Origin of the sequence: Rhizobium sp. IY2 (assembly GCF_047532935.1) — a bacterium.
GTDB classification, from domain to species: Bacteria; Pseudomonadota; Alphaproteobacteria; order Rhizobiales; family Rhizobiaceae; genus Rhizobium; species Rhizobium anhuiense.
Map to the genome: position 1 here is coordinate 374,830 of NZ_JBLKNU010000004.1, position 17,575 is coordinate 392,404.

Below are 17,575 nucleotides of genomic sequence, written 5' to 3' on the forward strand. Positions count from 1 at the left end.
CCAAGCCTTTGTCATCCTTCGATCATATTGTACTGCGATAGCTTATACCCCATAGACAGGATCTTTCATGGCACGGCGCGATTCCATGACGGCTTTCGGACAGCTCGCGGAAGCGATCGCTCTCGTTTCACAGGGAAAGCCCGGTCATATCGTCGACACGCTGATTGCCGAACGCGGCCAGAGGATCGTCAAAAATCCACTCTGGCCGGTGATGCGACCGTTCCTCTACACGCTGCTGCGCTACAACAAGGCGCTCGAATTCGCCAATGCGGTTGCGAAAATGCCGGGCTTCCAGTCGTTCGAATATCTGAGCGACGTGCTGAAACTCGACATCGGCATCAGCCATGGCGAACGCATTCCGGAAACCGGCGGCTTCATCCTCGTCAGCAACCATCCGACCGGCATCGCCGACGGTGTTGCCGTGTTCGATCTCCTGAAAGCACGCCGGCCTGATATGATGTTCTTTGCCAATCGCGATGCCATCCGCGTCAATCCGCGCTTTGCCGAGATGATCATTCCCGTCGAATGGCGGGAGGAGCACAAGAGCAAGCTGAAGGCGCGCGAGACGCTGCAACTGACGAACCATGCGGTGAAGGAGGGCAAGGCGACCGTGCTCTTTCCCTCAGGCCGCATCGCCTATTGGGCGAACGGCCGGCTGAACGAACGCCCATGGAAGACCTCGGCCGTCGGACTGGCGCGCAAATACAATCTGCCGATCCTTCCCGTCCATATGACGGCGCGCAATTCCGGCCTGTTCTACTGGCTGGCGAAATGGTCGACCGAGCTTCGCGACATGACGGTGTTTCACGAGTTGCTGAACAAACGCGGCGATCGCTTCGATTTCGTGATCGGCAATCTCATCCCGGCCGAACATCTGGACGGCGACCTCACCGAGGTGACGAAAGCGCTGGAGAAACATACGGTGCGTGACATGGCGGTCGATGGTGATGCGACCTTCGCTCCGGTCGGCCTGCCGGATGCGGCAGTGCGCCGCGAGATTCCGGTCCCTGCAGCCTAGATTCGCGCACCACCATGACAATCGATATCCGCATGATCCGCGATCGATTGCCGCAGCAGATTGCAGATCTCGAAAGCGAGGCCCGGCAGGAAGGTTATCGCCATATCACCCGCCTTATCGACGAATGGTCGGCCGGCGATGTCAGGTTCGAGGGTAACGGCGAAAGGCTGCTCGGCGCTTATGTCGATGCGGTGCTTGCCGGCGTCGGGGGCATGACCGTCGAAGCGGCCATGTCAGGGGCGTTGCGGATGCGGCGTTTCTATATCAGTCCCGCAATGCGCGGGCGCGGCATCGGCCGGATGCTTGCCCTGGCACTGCTCGACCATGCGCGGTCGTGCTACTGCATCGTCACCGTTCATGCGGGAAACGATGGCGCGGCGAAATTCTGGGAGTCGCTCGGATTTCAGGCCAACGGGCAGTGCGGACACACACATCGTTTCGATCTGCATGGGTCGAGCTTCACGCCCCGATCTCGTTGAGGCGGATGGCCTGGCGCGCCAGCAGCCGCTCGACATCGGCAATATCGAGCGCCGACAGCCCGGCGCCCGGCTTGCGCAGGGCGGCGGACCTGATCACGCCGCGCTTGGCGAGCACGTATTTGCGCGAGGCAAGGCCGATGCCCTGCTGCTGTTCATAGCGGGCGAGCGGCAGATAGGCATCGAAGATCGCATGGGCGCGATCGGGATTTCCGGCCGCATAGGCCTCGACGACGCCGACCATCATCTCCGGATAACAAAAGCCGGTCATGGCGCCATCGGCGCCGCGGCCCATCTCTTCGGGCAGGAAAAGCCCGCCATTGCCGCAAAGGATGGATATGCGCCGCATGGCGCCCCTGTCGCTGGCAGCGCGAAGCGCTGATATTTTCGAAAGACCCGGCCAATCCTCGTGCTTGAGCATGACGCAATTCGGCACCTCGTTGACGATGCGCTCGATGACCTTAGGCGCGATCGTCACATTGGTGGTGAGCGGATAATCCTGCAGCACGAAGGGCGTATCGCCAAGGGTTTCGCCGACCGACTGGTAGAAGGCGAAAGCCTGATCGTCGGTCTTGACGGTCCAGGGCGGCGCGACCATGACGCCGGCGGCACCCGCCCCCATGACGGCTTCGGCGAGTTCGCGCATCGGCGCAAGTCCCGGCGCCGAGACGCCGACAACGACGGGAAGGCGCCCGTCAAGGCGCTTCAGGACCCGTTCGACCACGGCCCTCGATTCCTCGGCGGTCAATTTCGGGGCCTCGCCGAGCTGGCCAAGCACCGTCAGCCCGGTGACGCCGGCGCCTTCGTAGAAATCGACCATGCTGTCGATGCTGGCGAGATCGAGAGAGCCATCATCGGTGAAGGGGGTTACGGCGATCACATAGACGCCCTTGGCATCTTCGGTCAGTCTGGCCATTCGTGGTCTCCCATTCAGCGGCCGAAGAACAGCACTTCGGCATTTCGAACAAAAATCTTTTCGGCAGCCGTGGGATCGTCGATGGCGGCCTGCATGGCCTCGATCAACTCGGCGTCATCGGGCATGCCATCCCATAATTCGGTGTGCGGCCAATCGCTGCCCCAGAGCAGCCTCTCCCCATGGCTCGCGGCAAGCGTGCGGGTGACCTCGGCGAAGCCTTGGTCGTTCGTCTCCTTCGTCAACCGATAGGGCGCGGTCACTTTGACATAGGCATCAGCCGCGTCCATCAGCCTTTTCAGCGCATCGACATGCCGTGGTCTCGTCTCTGTGGCAAGCGGAATGAAGCCGAGATGATCGACAACGATGGGCAGGCGGATGCCGGATAATGTTGCCGGAAGATCGGGAAGCTGTTCGGGATTGATCTGCAGTTGCAGCGACCAGCCGAAAGGCGCAATCCTTTCCGCCAGTGTCCTGGCGGTAGCCAAGGGAAGGCCGCCCTTGTTGCGTGTGTTGATCCGCACTCCGCGCACGCCGTGCCGGTGGAGCCGCTCGATCTCGGTCTCTCCAGTTTCGGGATCAATGACGACGATGCCGCGCAAACGGCCCGGAAAGGCGGCGAGCGCTTCCAGCAGCACGCTATTGTCGAGGCCATAGACGCTTGGCTGTACCAATACGCCCTTGGCGATGCCAAGGCTTTCTGAGAATTCGATCCAGTCGGCAATCGTCGTGATGTCAGGCGTATAGCTGCGCGGGGTGTTGAGCGGAGCGTCGGCGCGAAAGACGTGGAAATGCGTATCGACCGTGCCTTGCGGCAGTGCCGGCCGCGGCAAGCGCGCCAGTTGCCGGCGGGGCAGGCAAAGCGGGGCCTCTATATCAGCGGTACTCATCATGCGTCGAGCTCGTCGCTTTGCAGGAAATCGAAATCGGCGCCTTCGTCAGCCTGGAGCACGCGTTCCTGATAAAGTTTTGCATAGCCGCGCAACGGGGCAGGGGAGGGTCGGTCGATGATCTCCAGCATGCGGCGATCGAATTCCGCCTGGTCGATATCGATGTCGATGCGCCGGCCCTCGACATCGAGGCGAATGCGATCGCCGGTACGGACGATCGCCAGCGGGCCGCCATCGGCGGCTTCAGGCGCGATGTGGAGGATGATCGTACCGAAAGCCGTGCCGCTCATCCGGGCATCGGAAATCCGCACCATGTCCTTCACGCCCTGCCGGGCGAGTTTGCGGGGAATGGGTAGATAGCCGGCTTCCGGCATGCCGGGCGCGCCTTTCGGCCCGGCATTGCGCAGGACCAGAACATCGTCGGCCTTGACGTCGAGATCGTCGCTGTCGATGCGCAGCGTCATATCCTCGACGGAATCAAAAACGACGGCGCGGCCAATATGTTGGAGAAGATCCTTGGAGGCGGCGGATTGTTTGATGACGGCGCCGCGCGGCGCAAGATTGCCGTGCAGGACGGCGATCGTGCCGATCGGCTTTAACGGTTTCTCGACGGTGCGGATGATCGTCTGGCCCGGCTCGTCGACGACGTTGTCGATAATCTCGCCGATCGTCCTGCCGTAGACCGTCGGGGCGCTGCCATCGATTTCATGACGCACCGCCTTCAACAGCGCCGGGACGCCGCCCGCCTCGTGAAACTGCTCCATATAATGCTGGCCGGACGGCTGCAAGTCGACGAGCAGGGGTATGCTCCGGCCCAGCCGGTCGAGTTCGGCCATGTCGAGGCGACGGCCGAGGCGGCCGGTGATTGCGGCAAGATGCACGACGGCATTGGTCGAGCCGCCCATCGCCTGCAACGCCACGAGGCCGTTGCGGATCGCCTGTGGCGTCAGGATCTCGCGCACCGTCGGGGCGGCCTCATCCACGGCGAGCCGTGCGGCGACACGGCCGGTCTCCTCGGCAAGGCGGACGCGTTCGGATTCGACGGCGGGTGCCGAACCGGCGCGGGGAAGGCAGAGACCCATGACTTCGGTCAGGTTCGCCATGGTGCTCGCCGTGCCCATCACCGTGCAGGTGCCGATCGAGCTGGCCAGCTTGTTATTGACCTCGGTGATCTCGGCCTCGTCGATCTCTCCGGCGCGGAAGCGCCCCCAGAAACGGCGGCAATCCGTGCAGGCACCAAGCCGTTCGCCCCTGTGGTGGCCGACGGCCATCGGACCGGTCGGCAGGAAGATCGCCGGTATCTCGCTGCTGGCGGCCGCCATGATCTGGGCCGGCAAGGTCTTGTCGCAGCCACCAATCAGCACGACGGCATCCATCGGCTGGGCGCGGATCATCTCTTCCGTTTCCATCGCCATCAGATTGCGCAGATACATCGAGGTCGGCGAGGCAAAGCTCTCGTGGATCGAGATGGTCGGAAACACCATGGGCATCGCGCCCGCCAGCATAACGCCGCGTTTGGTGGCCTCGATGAGTTGCGGCACATTGCCGTGACAGGGATTGAAATCGCTGTAAGTATTGGCGATGCCGACGATGGGACGGTCGAGTGCATCGTCAGAATAGCCCATGGCCTTGATGAATGCCTTGCGCAGGAAAAGGGAGAATCCCTGATCGCCATAACTCGTCAGCTTGCGACGAAGACCGTTCGACAAACCTGTTCCTCCCTCGCCAACTTGACCATGGCCAATGTGCTGTCAGCGTAGTGGGATATGGAGGATTGTCAATAAATAAGATGGCGGCACCATATCGTATTTTTGGATATCTTCAGCGATACTCATAAATTTCCAAGGAAATATCGATCGATCGTCGCCTTATTTTGATGAGTCGATGATTGGCTTTCATGAGGAAGCCGGATAGATTATTGATAAAATGAACTTGAAGCAGAGGGAAGCGCCATGACGGGGACGAGACGACGGCGTATCGGAATGGTCGGCGCCGGCTGGGTCAGCGCCTACCATCTATCGGCATGGAGGCGGCAATTGCATCGCGCCGAGGTCGTGGCGATCGCCGACCCGTCGCGGAGCGCGATCGAGGCCCGGCTGACCGCCTTCGAGGTCGCGCGCAACTATGCGGGCGCTGAGGCGATGCTGGAAGCCGAGCAGCTCGATGCCGTCGATATCTGCGCGCCGCGGGAGTTTCACGCCGAACTGGTCCGGCTGGCGGCGGCAAGGGGGCTCGATATTATCTGTCAGAAGCCGCTCGCCTCTTCCTACGACGAGGCTGTTCACCTGCTGGCAGAGCTTTCCGGCAAGGGCAGGCTGATGATCCACGAGAACTGGCGGTTCCGCGCCTATTATCGGCGGCTGAAGGCATGGCTCGACGAAGGACTTGCAGGCGATGTCCGTCAGGCGCAGTTCGAATTCCTGTCCAGCGGCATGCTAGCGGATGCAGAGGGGCGAAGGCCGGCGCTGGTGCGCCAACCCTTCTTCCGGACGCAGGAGCGGCTGCTGGTCATGGAGGTCATGATTCATCATCTCGATACGCTGAGATATCTTCTGGGCGAGATGGAGGTGGTCGGTGCGCGGCTTGAGAGGAGCAATCGCGATATCGTCGCGGAGGATGTGGCATGCGTCGTCCTGCGCCGGCTGGGCGACGGCGTTCTTGTCACCGTCAACGCCAATCTCGCCGCGCATGGCGCTCCGCCGGTGCCGCGTGATCACTTACGCATCTTCGGAACGCGCGCCACGCTCGAACTCCAAGGCAATCTGCTCTTAGCGCAGGGTGCGGAGCAGCGCCGGGAGAGCTTCGATCTCGACGAGACCTACCAAGGCGCTTATGACGCGACCATTGTGCATTTCCTCGACAGTCTCGATGGAAAGGTCGCGATGGAAACATCGCCGGGCGATAACATGAAGACGCTTGCTCTTGTCGAGGATATCTATCGCTTGAGCCGGTTCGACCCGGAGCGCAATCCACGGTAATATGGCGCGCGCCCGTCAGAGGAGATGACATTGCAGACGCTCAACGAAAGCCGCGAAGACGGCATCGAGCATGATGATCTAAGCATTGCCCGCGCGCTGGAGGAGGACATTATTTTCGGCCGGCTTGCGCCCGGGACCCGTCTGACCGAAGACGCGCTTCTAGCCCGCTTTCACGTCACGCGCCATTTCGCCCGCCAGGCGATCGTGCAGCTCGAGACGATGGGTATCGTGGTTCGGGAGCGCAACAAAGGGGCGACCGTCCGCTCGCTGACTGCTCGCCAGGTTCAGGAAATCTACGATGTCCGTGAGTTGCTGCAACGGCAGGCTGCGCTGTGGATAAAGTTGCCGGCACCTGAAGCGTTGATCGAGGAACTGCTGGCGCTGCACGAGGAGCATGGCCGTCACGTCGAATCCGGTTATCTCAGAGGCGTGCACGAGGCCAACGACAAATTCCACCTGACGCTTTTCGGCGCCTGCGGCAATGCGCATCTCGTGCAATCGATCGAGCTCTATATGCGTCTCAGCCTGCCGGTGCGCGCCAATTCGATGTCGAGCAAGGAGTCGCTGCGCATCTCGCATGAGCATCACCGGCTGATGATCGAGATGCTGCGCGGCACTGACAACTGGGTTCTCGCCCAGCTCTGTGTCGACCATCTGCAGCCCAGCAAGAAACGTTATCTCGCCTATGTCAGCGATCATTGACGCGGCTAGCCGTTTGAAGGGGAGCGCATCGTTCGATTGCGCTCCCTTCGCCTACCGGCTCACCAATCGAGGCGCAGCAGAGACACGCCTTGACGCGGTAGGGAGACCTTGAGGACGATCTTGCCGCCATCAACCTTAACCGATGCCTCGTCGATCTCGGCGAGCTTTCCCGACGCTTCCAGCCTGGCATAACCTTCGCCGGTCGGATTCTGCGGCTTGCCCATCGCCGTCCAGACGCCGAAGGCGTTGGAATGTTCCTCGTCCATTCTGAAATGCCTGAGTGACGCGGACTTGTCGCCCCAGCCGTCGAGATTGACCGAAATGTCTGCGGACGGCCCGGCTTCATCATCGTCGTGATAATGCCAGAGCAGAATGGAAACGCCCTTATCGTCGCGGGTCGCCACGACATTGACATCGGGCTTGCCGCGCACGCCGTGGTTCATGATATCCTCGATGTCGCGGCGATAATCGCTTTCCGATTCCAGCCACTCGCCGCCGAGTTTGCCGAGCATGCGGAAGCCATTGAGAACGGCCTTGTCGACGCCGTTGGTCGCAAGATCGCGGAAACCGTCGAAATAGGGCTGGTCGTCGAAGAGGAAGGCCCAGGTGACCGCCCCTTCGATATGGATGTTGGCGCGTCTTGCAAGCTCATAGGTGCGGATCATACTCTCGACGATATAGACGCCGTAGAGCGGACCATTGCGATAGCCGTTCTGGGGATGGACGCGTGCGGAACAGGCCGCGCAGCCTTCCGGATCGGATTCGCCGATTACCACGGGCAGGTGCCGGAGTTCCGGAAATTCATTGATGATGGCAAGGTTTGTCTCGATGTCACGGAGCTGTTTGTGCAGGCCCATCCGAACGTGACCCTCATAGATCACCGGATTGCCCTTGGCGTGGAAAGCGAGGAAATCGATTGGCGACTTGTTCTCGACGACATGCTTGAGGAAGGCACGCAGGAAGGTCTGGGCCTTTTCGTTGGCAAAGGCGCCACAGGTATGCGGTCCGCCGACACGGGCATTCGGCAAGGCACGCTTCAGAGCCTTGGCGCTGACATCATACATTTCGCAGAATTGCGGGATGGTGCCGGTCCAGTAGTGACCGTCCGGCTCGTTCCAGACTTCCCACGGCCAGCTTGAAACGACGGCCTCGCCATATCTTTCGGCGAGATGGCGCGCCCATGCTTCGATCAGGTCGCTCCATTTCTTCAGGTCCTTCGGCGGAGCCGTCCAGCCGGTGGTGATCGTCGCGTATTTATCGGCCGGCTCCCATTGGTGACGGTAAGGACCGTTGAAATCGGAGAGAGCTTCCGGTGTGAAGCCGATCTGGATCAGCGGAATGTTGCCGGCTTCGACATAGGTGTCGAAGATCTTGTCGATGATCGTCCAGTCGTAGACCGGATTGCCGTCAGCATCCTCGGTATAGGCATTGGTCGAACCCCATTTGAGGGCAGGCAGGCCGTCGCCGCTGGTCAGAAGATTGTGCGCGCGGATGCGGGGCGGCTCGGGGCTGAGTTCTGTGAGTTCCTTGAGCAGCTTCCTGCCGTGTGGGGAGTAAGTGTAATTCGGCTCGTCGTAGCCGAACCAGTTCCACAAGGGTTCGTATTTGCCGGTCGGCCGGTTGGCGTGAACGGAGATCGTCACGTCATAAGGGCTGCTCATCGTGGTGTCCTCTTGAACGATCATGCCAAAGCCCCTCCCGAAAGCGGCCGACCTGTCTGGTGATGAAGTACGGCCTCTTGGGAGGGTGCCGCGCTCGCCGCAAAAGCTAAGCCAAATGCTCACTTTGTCAATAATATAAAAATATGCTTTATCATTGAGCGTCAAAAATGCCTGAAAATGCGCTATTTTTTATAGTCACCAAAATTATCGGTTGCCGTTTCTTGAAAAATTGTCGATAACTGTGGCGTGAGCTCGCCCGCCGTCGAGGAGTGCATGTGTCCCTGCGGCACGCGCAGGCAGGGGTTTGCTGGACGCATCGTCAATTGATTACGGGAAGCGCTCGCCGTGGCGAGTTGAGGAGGAGGAACATCCGATGAAGTTCCGTAGATATGCAGCCATCGCGCTAATGTCTCTTATGGCCCTTCCGGCATTTGCGCAGGATTTCATTGCCGGCATACCGCGCAACGAAACGCTGATTATCCAAGGCACGCCGCAGCAGAATGCCGACTGGTTCAACCTCTGGGCTCCTGGGGGCGGGGCGGCGGCAAACCTCAACGGCCTGCAGCAGCTGACCACCGATACGCTATGGTTCATCAATCCCGAAGGCGGCAAGGACGCCTGGCAGAACGCCCTTGCCAGCGAGCCCCCGAGCTACAACGCCGATTTCACCGAGATGACGGTGAAGCTGCGCAAGGGCATCTTCTGGAGCGACGGTGTCGAATTCACCAGTGACGATGTGGTCTATACCGTGCAGACGCAGATCGATCATCCCGGCATGGCCTGGAGCGCGCCCTTCACCGTCAATGTCGCGAGCATGGAAAATCCGGATCCGCAAACGGTCGTCTTCCATCTGAAGAAACCGAACTCGCGCTTCCACACGCTTTTCACCGTTCGCTGGAATGCCGCCTGGATCATGCCGAAGCATGTCTTCGAGAAGGCTGCAGATCCGCTGTCGTTCAACAACAACCCGCCGGTCTCGCTCGGGCCCTATCAGCTGCAAAGCTATGACAAGGGCGGCAACTGGACGATCTGGAGGCTGCGCGACGACTGGCAGCGCACGTCGATCGGCCTGGCTGCGAAACAGCCGCCCGAGGTCAAATACGTCGTCTATCGCGCCGCCGGCAATCCGGAAGCCCGCGTTATCGAACAGCGCAACCACAATCTCGACGTCATCAACGACATGGCGCCCGAGGGCATGTTCTCGATCATGCGTAACAGCAAGAGTACGGCCTCGTGGCTGAAGGGTTTCCCTTTCGCGCATCCGGATCCGACGCTGCCTTCCGTTCTCTTCAATACGAAGAAGGCGCCCTTCGACAATAAGGATGTTCGCTGGGCTCTCGCGCTGCTGATCGATATCCGCGAAGTGGCGCTCGGCTCCTATCGCGGTGCGGCCAATATCGCAGCCCTAGCCACGCCACCGACGGGTTCTGCCCCTGACGACTATTACGCACCGATGCAAGACTGGCTGACGAATTTCGAGCTCGACACCGGTTCCCGCAAGATCAAGCCTTACGATCCGAACATCTCGGCGCAGATCGCCAATATGGTGCGCAGCCAATGGGCCGATCAGATCCCGACGGATCCGGCCAAACTACAGCGTACATTCGGCTTCGGCTGGTGGAAGAAGGACGTTCAGGCCGCCACCGAACTGCTGCAGAAGGCAGGCTTCAAGAAGAGCGGTCGCCAGTGGGTAAAGCCTGACGGAACGCCCTTTACGATCCGTCTGCAGGTGGAAGGCGATGCCATTCCGACACTGGCCCGCGCCGGCACGGTGATTGCTCAGCAATGGACGCAGGCGGGCATCGCGACCAAGGTCGATGTCGCCGGCCCAACCAACGGTCAACGCCTCAGCACAGGCGATTTCGAGACGGCGATCTACTGGAGCATCGAGACCTGGGGCGGTCATCCCGATCTCTCCTTCTTCCTCGACAGCTATCATTCGGAGTTCATCAAGCCGCTCGGGCAGATCCAGCCGCCGCGCAATCTGCAGCGCTGGCAGGATCCGCGTCTCGACCTGCTCATCGAGAAGAACCGATCGATCGCCTTCGATTCGCCGGATGTCGCCAAGCTCGGTCAGGACTTCCTGAAGCTCGCCGTCGAGGAAATGCCGATGATCCCGCTGATGGCCTACAACAAGTTCGCGCCGCTCGATACGACCTATTGGACCAATTATCCAAGCGCGGACAATCCCTATTCGGCCTCGGGTCCGAACTGGTCGAACATCCGCTACATGGTGGTCGGGCTGAAGGCCAACCCGGATACGCCGAAGCCTTGATCGGGGCACCATAAAGGAGACAGCCGGCCGCCGGCTGTTTCCGTTCTGCTATTGAAGGGTCGATGTCATGAATGGCTTTCTGATCTATGCGGCAAAACGTTTTCTGCAATTTCTCTTCGTGGTCTTCACCGGCATCACGCTGGCCTTCCTGATCGCGCATTTTTCGCCGGTCGATCCGATCGAGCAGACCGTGTCGCTGCTGACGAGCTTCGGCTCCACCGATCCGCAGGCCGTCGAGATCCTTCGCGAATCGCTGCGTGAACTCTACGGCACCGGCGGGCCGTTGCTGGACCAGTACGTCACCTTCTGGGGCCGCGTCCTGACCGGCGATTTCGGTCCATCGCTCTCTTCCTTCCCGACCCCCGTCATGACCGTGATCGGCCGGGCTCTTCCCTGGACGGTCGGGCTTCTGACGCTCGCAATGATCATTTCCTGGATCATCGGCAATTTCCTCGGCGCGCTTGCCGGTTATTTCCACAGCAGTAAGTTGCTGAAGGTCGCCGGTGTCGTCATCATGGCGCTACAGCCGATCCCGACCTACATCATCGGCCTCAGCCTGGTGATCCTCTTCGGTTTCATCTGGCCTATCCTGCCGATCAGCGACGGCGCACAGGTCAATCTCCCGCCCGGCTTCAACTGGGCCTTCATCAGCTCGGTGATCGAGCATGGCATCTTGCCGGCCCTGACCCTCGTGCTCGTCGGCGTCGGCGGCTGGTTCATCTCGATGCGCTCGCTCGTATCCAACATCGTCACCGACGATCATGTCGTTTACGCTGAACTCGGCGGCGTGCGCTCGCGCAGCATCTTTTCACAATATGTCGCGCGCAACGCCATGCTGCCGCAGGTCACCGGCCTGGCGCTCAGTCTCGGCAACGTCTTCGGCGGCGCCGTCATCGTCGAGTTCGTCTTCAATTATCCCGGGATCGGCAAGCTTTTGATCTCCGGCATTTATTCCGGCGATTATAGCCTCGTGCTCGGCGTCACCACCATCGCCATCATCGCCGTCGCCGCCGCGGTTTTCGTGATCGACATCATCTATCCGCTGATCGATCCGCGCGTGAAACTGGGATAATCCGTGATGTTCAAAGTCCTCAGAGACCTGCTGCGCTACAACAAGGAGTTCCTGCTCGGAACCGTCCTGATCTGCCTCATCCTGGCGTTGATCGTGGCATCGTTCTTCTCGCCCTATGACGAGAACGCCATCTATGTCGTCGCGCCCGACATGCCGCCTTCGGCCGAATTCTGGCTCGGCACCACCTCGCGCGGCCAGGAGGTTTTCTGGCAGATCGCCGCCTCGATGCGCAACACGCTGTTCTTCGGCATCATCGTCGCTTTCGTCAGCCGCATCATCGCCATCGCCGTGGGGCTGATCTCGGGCTATATCGGCGGCCGGACAGACCAGATCATCATGGCGGTCAACGATACGCTCGGCGCCCTGCCGAATATTCCGATCCTGCTGCTTCTGGTTTTCGTGCTTCGCGACCAGATGACGTGGTTCATGCTGGCGATCACCGCAGCGCTGCTTGGATGGACGCATGACAGTCGTCTGATCCGCTCCGTCGCCCTGTCTCTCCGCCACCGGGAATTCACCCGGCACGCGGTCTTCTCGGGCATGCGCACACGGCAGATCCTCATCCGCGAGCATCTGCCCTATGTGATGCCGATCGTCTTCTTCACGACGATGAACAACCTGATCTGGGCGATCGGCCTCGAGGTGACGCTCTCGGTGCTTGGGTTTTCCGACATCAACCGGCCGACGATCGGCGGCATGATCTACTGGGCCAATGCGCATTCCGCAATGGTATCGGGCATATGGTGGTGGGTCGCCTTCCCGATGCTCTTCGTCGTCATCCTGTTCCTCGGCCTGTTCATGCTCGCCATGTCGGTGAACGAATATATCGACCCGCGTTCGCGCCTGGCCCGGATGGGAGCTTAAGGAGATGCAGAATCTGATGAGAAGGCGGCCGTTGACCCTTGCCGAAAACGCCATGGACGCCCTGACGATCGATGGGCTGAAATGCTACTACGTCAATGATTATTTCGGCGTGCGGCGGGAGATCCGCGCCGTCGACGATATCAGCCTGACCATCCGCAAAAACGAGATCTACGGCATTGCCGGCGAATCCTCGAGCGGCAAGACATCGCTGATCAAGACTTTGGCCGGCGCCATCCGCCCGCCGATGCGCGTCGTCGGCGGAACGGTGAAATTCAATTTTGCCGACGGGCCCATCGATGTCTATGCCGAACCGGACAAGATGAAGGCGGCACGCTGGCGCCACCTTTCCTACATCATGCAGGGCTCGATGAACGTGCTGAACCCGGTCAGAAGGGTCAAACACGCCTTCACCGATTTCGCCTCCCGCCATATGAACCTCGATCCCGCTGCCTTCCACGCCCGTGTCGAAGCACATCTTGCCCGGCTGCATCTCGATCCCCATGTGCTCGATGCCTTTCCGCACCAGCTTTCGGGCGGCATGCGCCAGCGTCTGACGATCGCCCTTGCAACTGTCTGCGAGCCGGAATTCATCATCGCCGACGAGCCGACGACGGCGCTCGACGTGCTCGTCCAGCAGGACGTGCTGGCGCTGATCAAGGAAGTGCAGATGCGCATGCAGTCCTCGGTCATCTTCGTGACGCACGATATGTCCGTGCATGCCGCCATCACCGACCGGTTGGCCATCATGTATGCGGGCCGGCTGGCGGAGGAGGGGCCGACGCAGGCGATCTTCGACAATCCCCAGCATCCCTATACCGTCCATCTGATCGGCAGCCTGCCGCGCATCGGCGACGTCTCGACGCGAAAGAGCCTTAAAGGCAAGCCGCCGGCGCTTTCGGATCCGCCTTCAGGATGCCGGTTCCATCCACGCTGTCCGATTGCGATCGACAAATGCGCCCGTGAAGTGCCGGCCATGCTGCCGAGCGCCACAGGCGGGCGGGTCGCATGCTTCCGCGCCGGGGAGTACCAGATCCAATGAGCAGCCATTTCCTCCTCGAACTCGACCATGTGACCAAGCTCTTTCCGATCGGCGGTTTCTTCTCGCGCGAAAAGATGAAGGCGGTGAACGATGTCAGCTTCGCCCTTGCCGCCGACAAGCCCGAGATATTCACGATCGTCGGTGAATCCGGTTCCGGCAAATCGACGCTGGCAAAGATGATCCTCGGTAATGAAAAGGCCGATCGGGGCAGCATCCGCTTCGACGGCGCTGATGTGAAGTCGGTGCATTCCCGCAGGGACCGCGAGGCTTTCATGGCAAAGGTCCAGCCGGTCTTCCAAAATCCGTTCGAGGCCTTCAATCCGCTGACCCGGATCGACGAGTATCTGCTGGCCACCGCCCATCGCTTCAAGGGCGCGAAGAGCCGCGCCGAGAAAGAGGCGCTTGCCGACGTTGCCCTTCAGCGCGTCGGCCTTTCGATGGCGGAGATAAAAGGTCGTTTCTCGCATGAGCTTTCAGGCGGTCAGTTGCAGCGCATTGCCGTCGCCCGCGCCCTGATACCGGAGCCGAAGCTGATCGTCGCCGATGAGCCCGTCTCGATGGTGGACGCATCGCTTCGCATGTCGATCGTCAATCTCTTCCGCGATCTGCGCGACTCTCTCAACGTCTCGATCGTCTACATCACCCATGATCTTGCGACCGCCTATTACATTTCCGATCGCGTGGTGATCATGCGCAAGGGTGTGGTGGTGGAGAGCGGAGATGCCAGGGACGTGCTGGAACATCCGAAACACGCCTATTCGATCGCCTTGAAGAACGCGGTGCTACCGCCCAATCCTCGCGACGCGTCGGCGATCATCCGCCTGCGGCAGCGCAACGGCGAGACAAATGAAGCCTATTCCGGCGATGGCGACCGCTTGGCCAGATGAAGCTGGCGCTCTGAGCTTCGGTCGTCAAATCGTCGCGACGCCCCGGAACCCATCGCTCTGTCTTTGCGGTTCCAATTCCATCGATTTGCGGGCATGGTCTCGCCCGATGAGCACAGATTCGTCCGATCTCTTTGGCGCGCTTTTCGAGGCACCGCCCGCGAACCGAACGGTTCCGGTGCTGGTGCCGATGCCGGCGCCAAAGCCCTATTCCTATTCGGTGCCGGATGGCATGGCGGTCGAGCCCGGCTCGGTCGTGCAGGTGCCGCTCGGCCCGCGGCAGGTGATCGGCGTCGTCTGGGACGGCGGCGAGGACGGCGTCGATCCGAAGAAGCTCCGGCCGATCAGCCATGTCTTCGATTGCCCGCCGCTTTCCAAAGAGATGCGGGATTTCATCGATTGGGTGGCCACCTATACGCTCTCGCCGCCCGGCCTCGTCGCGCGCATGGCGCTGCGGGCGCCGAACGCCTTCGAGCCGGAACCGATGGTGGAGGGGTTGAAGTTCGTCGGCGGCGACCCGGAGCGGATGACGCCGGCGCGCGCCCGGGTGCTCGACACGGCCTCCGACGGCTTTTCCTGGACGCGCAGCGGCCTGGCGCATGCGGCGGGCGTTTCGACGAGTGTCGTCGATGGGCTGATCACGCTCGGCATCTTCGAGACGATATTTTTGCCGCCGCCGCCGGTGGTGGCGATGCCGGATCCGGATTTTGCCGCAGCCCGTCTCGAAGGACCCCAGAAGCAGGCGGCCGAGGAGATCGTTTCCGACGTCCGCAAGGGCGAGTTTTCGGTGTCGCTGATCGACGGGGTGACCGGCTCCGGCAAGACGGAGGTCTATTTCGAGGCGATTGCCGAGACGCTGAAGCGCGGCAAGCAGGTGCTGATCCTGCTGCCGGAGATCGCGCTGACGGCAAGTTTCATGGAGCGCTTCCAGGATCGTTTCGGGGCAAAGCCGGCCGAATGGCATTCCGATCTGGCGCCGCGCATGCGCGAAAAGGTCTGGCGCCAGGCGGTGACCGGCGAAGTGCGCGTGGTGGCGGGCGCCCGCTCGGCGCTCTTCCTGCCCTTCGAGGATCTCGGTCTGATCATCGTCGACGAGGAACACGATCCCGCCTACAAGCAGGAGGATCGCGTCTTCTACAATGCCCGCGACATGGCCGTCGTGCGCGGCCGCATCGGCGATTTTCCCGTCATTCTGGTGTCGGCGACGCCGTCGGTCGAAAGCCAGGTCAACGGGCAGAGCGGCCGCTACAGCACCGTTCACCTGCCGACGCGTTTCGGCGATGCGGCGCTGCCGGACCTGCATCTCATCGATATGCGCCGGCATGCGCCGGAGCGAGGCGGCTTCCTGTCGCCGGTGCTGATCCGGGCGATCGGCAAGACGGTGGAGAAGCGCGAACAGGCACTGCTCTTTCTCAACCGGCGCGGTTATGCGCCGCTAACGCTCTGCCGGGTCTGCGGTCACCGATTCCAGTGCCCGCAATGTTCGAGCTGGCTGGTGGAGCATCGCTTCCGCAAGCAGCTGCAATGCCATCAATGCGGCCATGCCGAGCGCACGCCGGAAGCGTGCCCGGAATGCGGTACGCTCGACCATCTCGTCGCCTGCGGGCCGGGAGTCGAGCGCATCGCCGAGGAGGTGGAGCGGCATTTCCCGGAGGCGCGAACGATCGTTCTTTCCTCGGATATCATGGGCGGGGTGAAGCGGCTGCGGCTGGAGCTGGACGCGATCGCCAAGGGCGAGGCCGATATCGTCATCGGCACCCAGCTCGTCGCCAAGGGGCATAATTTTCCACTGATGACACTGGTCGGCATCGTCGATGCCGATCTCGGCCTTGCCAATGGCGACCCGCGCGCGGCCGAGCGCACCTTCCAGCTTTTGTCGCAGGTGACCGGCCGTGCCGGGCGCACCGGCCTCAAGAGCCATGGGCTGCTGCAGACCTACCAGCCGCAGCATCCGGTCATGCAGGCGATCGTGTCAGGCGATTCCGACGCCTTCTATGAGCGCGAGATCACCGAACGCGAACGCGCCGTATTGCCGCCCTTCGGCCGGCTCGCCTCGATTATCGTTTCGGCCGAAACCCGCCACGACGCCGAAAACCATGCGCGCGGCATGCGCAACGCCGCACCTCAGGTGTCGGGCATCTCGGTCCTCGGCCCGGCCGAAGCGCCGCTCGCGCTGGTGCGCGGCCGCCACCGTTTCCGCCTGCTGGTGCACGGGCGGCGGAACTCCGACATGCAGGGGTTCTTGCGGGTGATGCTGTCGCAATCGCCCAAGGAGCGCGGATCGGTGCAGGTGCAGCTGGATATCGATCCGCAGAGTTTTCTCTAAAACAGAACGTCGCCATTTCATCCTTTTTCGGCGCATGCCATAAAACACTGATTCATCCGGGTGATTTGGGGCTGACGCATGGAGTTTTATTTTCCGACCGAGCTTGGCGAGCAGCTTGCCTTTTGCTCCGCCGCTTTCACGGCGCTCGCCGGCTTCATCATGATGTTCGCCCCGGGCCAAACTTTCCGTCTCCTCGGTCTGCAGGCACAGGAGGGGCGGCCGGAAGGCTTCGGCGAGGGACGCTCGATGGGCGGCTTTTATCTCGGCTTCGGCCTGTCGGCGATCATGCTCGCCCAGGACTGGATCTACATGGCGCTCGGTGCCTCCTTCGCCATGGCTGCCTTTGCCCGGATCATCTCGATCCTGTCCGATAAGGGGAGTAATATCGTCAACTATTTACTCCTGGTTGTGCAGATCGCTTTGGCCGCGTTACCACTGCTCTACGTTTTCGGCTTCACCCAGACGTAACTCTTGCTG

15 protein-coding genes are annotated in these 17,575 nt (G+C 61.3%); 11 read left to right on the top strand and 4 right to left on the bottom strand.

Going from position 1 to position 17,575, the window contains the following annotated elements:
- The first annotated feature begins 67 nt into the window (after positions 1-67).
- Together ACMUVN_RS17585 and ACMUVN_RS17590 are read left to right on the top strand one after the other, a co-directional pair.
- Positions 68-1,018: a GNAT family N-acetyltransferase gene (locus tag ACMUVN_RS17585; RefSeq protein ID WP_097543610.1), complete on the top strand. Its 951-nt coding sequence runs from the start codon at positions 68-70 to the stop codon at positions 1,016-1,018.
- A gap of 14 nt (positions 1,019-1,032) precedes the next feature.
- On the top strand, positions 1,033-1,497 hold the full coding sequence (locus ACMUVN_RS17590) for a GNAT family N-acetyltransferase (RefSeq protein WP_414815341.1): 465 nt from the start codon (positions 1,033-1,035) through the stop codon (positions 1,495-1,497).
- On the opposite strand, the gene ACMUVN_RS17595 is transcribed toward ACMUVN_RS17590, so the two are convergent.
- Genes ACMUVN_RS17595 through ACMUVN_RS17605 form a run of 3 tightly spaced genes read right to left on the bottom strand, consistent with a single transcriptional unit; the run spans position 1,478 to position 5,006 of the window.
- Positions 1,478-2,410: a dihydrodipicolinate synthase family protein gene (locus ACMUVN_RS17595; protein WP_047615565.1), complete on the bottom strand. Its 933-nt coding sequence runs from the start codon at positions 2,408-2,410 to the stop codon at positions 1,478-1,480. The genes ACMUVN_RS17590 and ACMUVN_RS17595 overlap by 20 nt on opposite strands.
- Positions 2,411-2,424: 14 nt before the next feature.
- Positions 2,425-3,297 (bottom strand): amidohydrolase family protein, encoded by an 873-nt coding sequence (locus tag ACMUVN_RS17600; protein WP_414815347.1) that lies wholly within the window; start codon positions 3,295-3,297, stop codon positions 2,425-2,427.
- The gene (locus tag ACMUVN_RS17605; protein ID WP_097543612.1) at positions 3,297-5,006 is read right to left on the bottom strand and encodes an IlvD/Edd family dehydratase; all 1,710 of its coding nucleotides are present in this window, start codon (positions 5,004-5,006) and stop codon (positions 3,297-3,299) included. Before ACMUVN_RS17605 ends, ACMUVN_RS17600 begins: the two co-directional genes overlap by 1 nt.
- Positions 5,007-5,249: 243 nt before the next feature.
- Here ACMUVN_RS17605 and ACMUVN_RS17610 point away from each other — a divergent pair, with 243 nt between their 5' ends.
- Entirely contained in the window at positions 5,250-6,275 is a 1,026-nt protein-coding gene (locus ACMUVN_RS17610) for a Gfo/Idh/MocA family protein (protein ID WP_414815342.1), read from the top strand.
- A gap of 30 nt (positions 6,276-6,305) precedes the next feature.
- A complete protein-coding gene (locus ACMUVN_RS17615; protein ID WP_028755853.1) occupies positions 6,306-6,977 on the top strand; it encodes a GntR family transcriptional regulator in 672 nt (223 codons plus the stop codon).
- Positions 6,978-7,036: 59 nt separating this feature from the next.
- Here ACMUVN_RS17615 and ACMUVN_RS17620 read toward each other — a convergent pair whose 3' ends face one another.
- Entirely contained in the window at positions 7,037-8,662 is a 1,626-nt protein-coding gene (locus ACMUVN_RS17620) for a GH39 family glycosyl hydrolase (RefSeq protein ID WP_168333346.1), read from the bottom strand.
- A 349-nt stretch (positions 8,663-9,011) separates the two neighbouring features.
- Between ACMUVN_RS17620 and ACMUVN_RS17625 the strand changes: the two genes are divergently transcribed.
- The 7 genes from ACMUVN_RS17625 (at position 9,012) to ACMUVN_RS17655 (ending at position 17,566) form a co-directional block, all read left to right on the top strand.
- Positions 9,012-10,913 carry an ABC transporter substrate-binding protein gene (locus ACMUVN_RS17625; protein ID WP_097543615.1) on the top strand — a complete coding sequence of 634 codons (1,902 nt, stop codon included), beginning with the start codon at positions 9,012-9,014 and terminating at the stop codon, positions 10,911-10,913.
- 67 nt (positions 10,914-10,980) lie between these two features.
- Positions 10,981-11,985 (top strand): ABC transporter permease, encoded by a 1,005-nt coding sequence (locus ACMUVN_RS17630; protein ID WP_414815343.1) that lies wholly within the window; start codon positions 10,981-10,983, stop codon positions 11,983-11,985.
- 6 nt (positions 11,986-11,991) lie between these two features.
- Positions 11,992-12,849: an ABC transporter permease gene (locus ACMUVN_RS17635; protein WP_028755849.1), complete on the top strand. Its 858-nt coding sequence runs from the start codon at positions 11,992-11,994 to the stop codon at positions 12,847-12,849.
- Positions 12,850-12,853: 4 nt separating this feature from the next.
- Positions 12,854-13,888, top strand: a complete 1,035-nt coding sequence (locus tag ACMUVN_RS17640) for an ABC transporter ATP-binding protein (protein WP_028755848.1) — start codon at positions 12,854-12,856, stop codon at positions 13,886-13,888.
- Positions 13,885-14,775 carry an ABC transporter ATP-binding protein gene (locus ACMUVN_RS17645; protein WP_047615555.1) on the top strand — a complete coding sequence of 297 codons (891 nt, stop codon included), beginning with the start codon at positions 13,885-13,887 and terminating at the stop codon, positions 14,773-14,775. Before ACMUVN_RS17640 ends, ACMUVN_RS17645 begins: the two co-directional genes overlap by 4 nt.
- A 106-nt stretch (positions 14,776-14,881) precedes the next feature.
- Positions 14,882-17,098 (top strand): primosomal protein N', encoded by a 2,217-nt coding sequence (locus tag ACMUVN_RS17650; RefSeq protein WP_028755846.1) that lies wholly within the window; start codon positions 14,882-14,884, stop codon positions 17,096-17,098.
- Between the two features lie 78 nt (positions 17,099-17,176).
- Positions 17,177-17,566 (top strand): DUF4345 family protein, encoded by a 390-nt coding sequence (locus ACMUVN_RS17655; RefSeq protein WP_028755845.1) that lies wholly within the window; start codon positions 17,177-17,179, stop codon positions 17,564-17,566.
- The last annotated feature ends 9 nt before the right edge of the window (positions 17,567-17,575 follow it).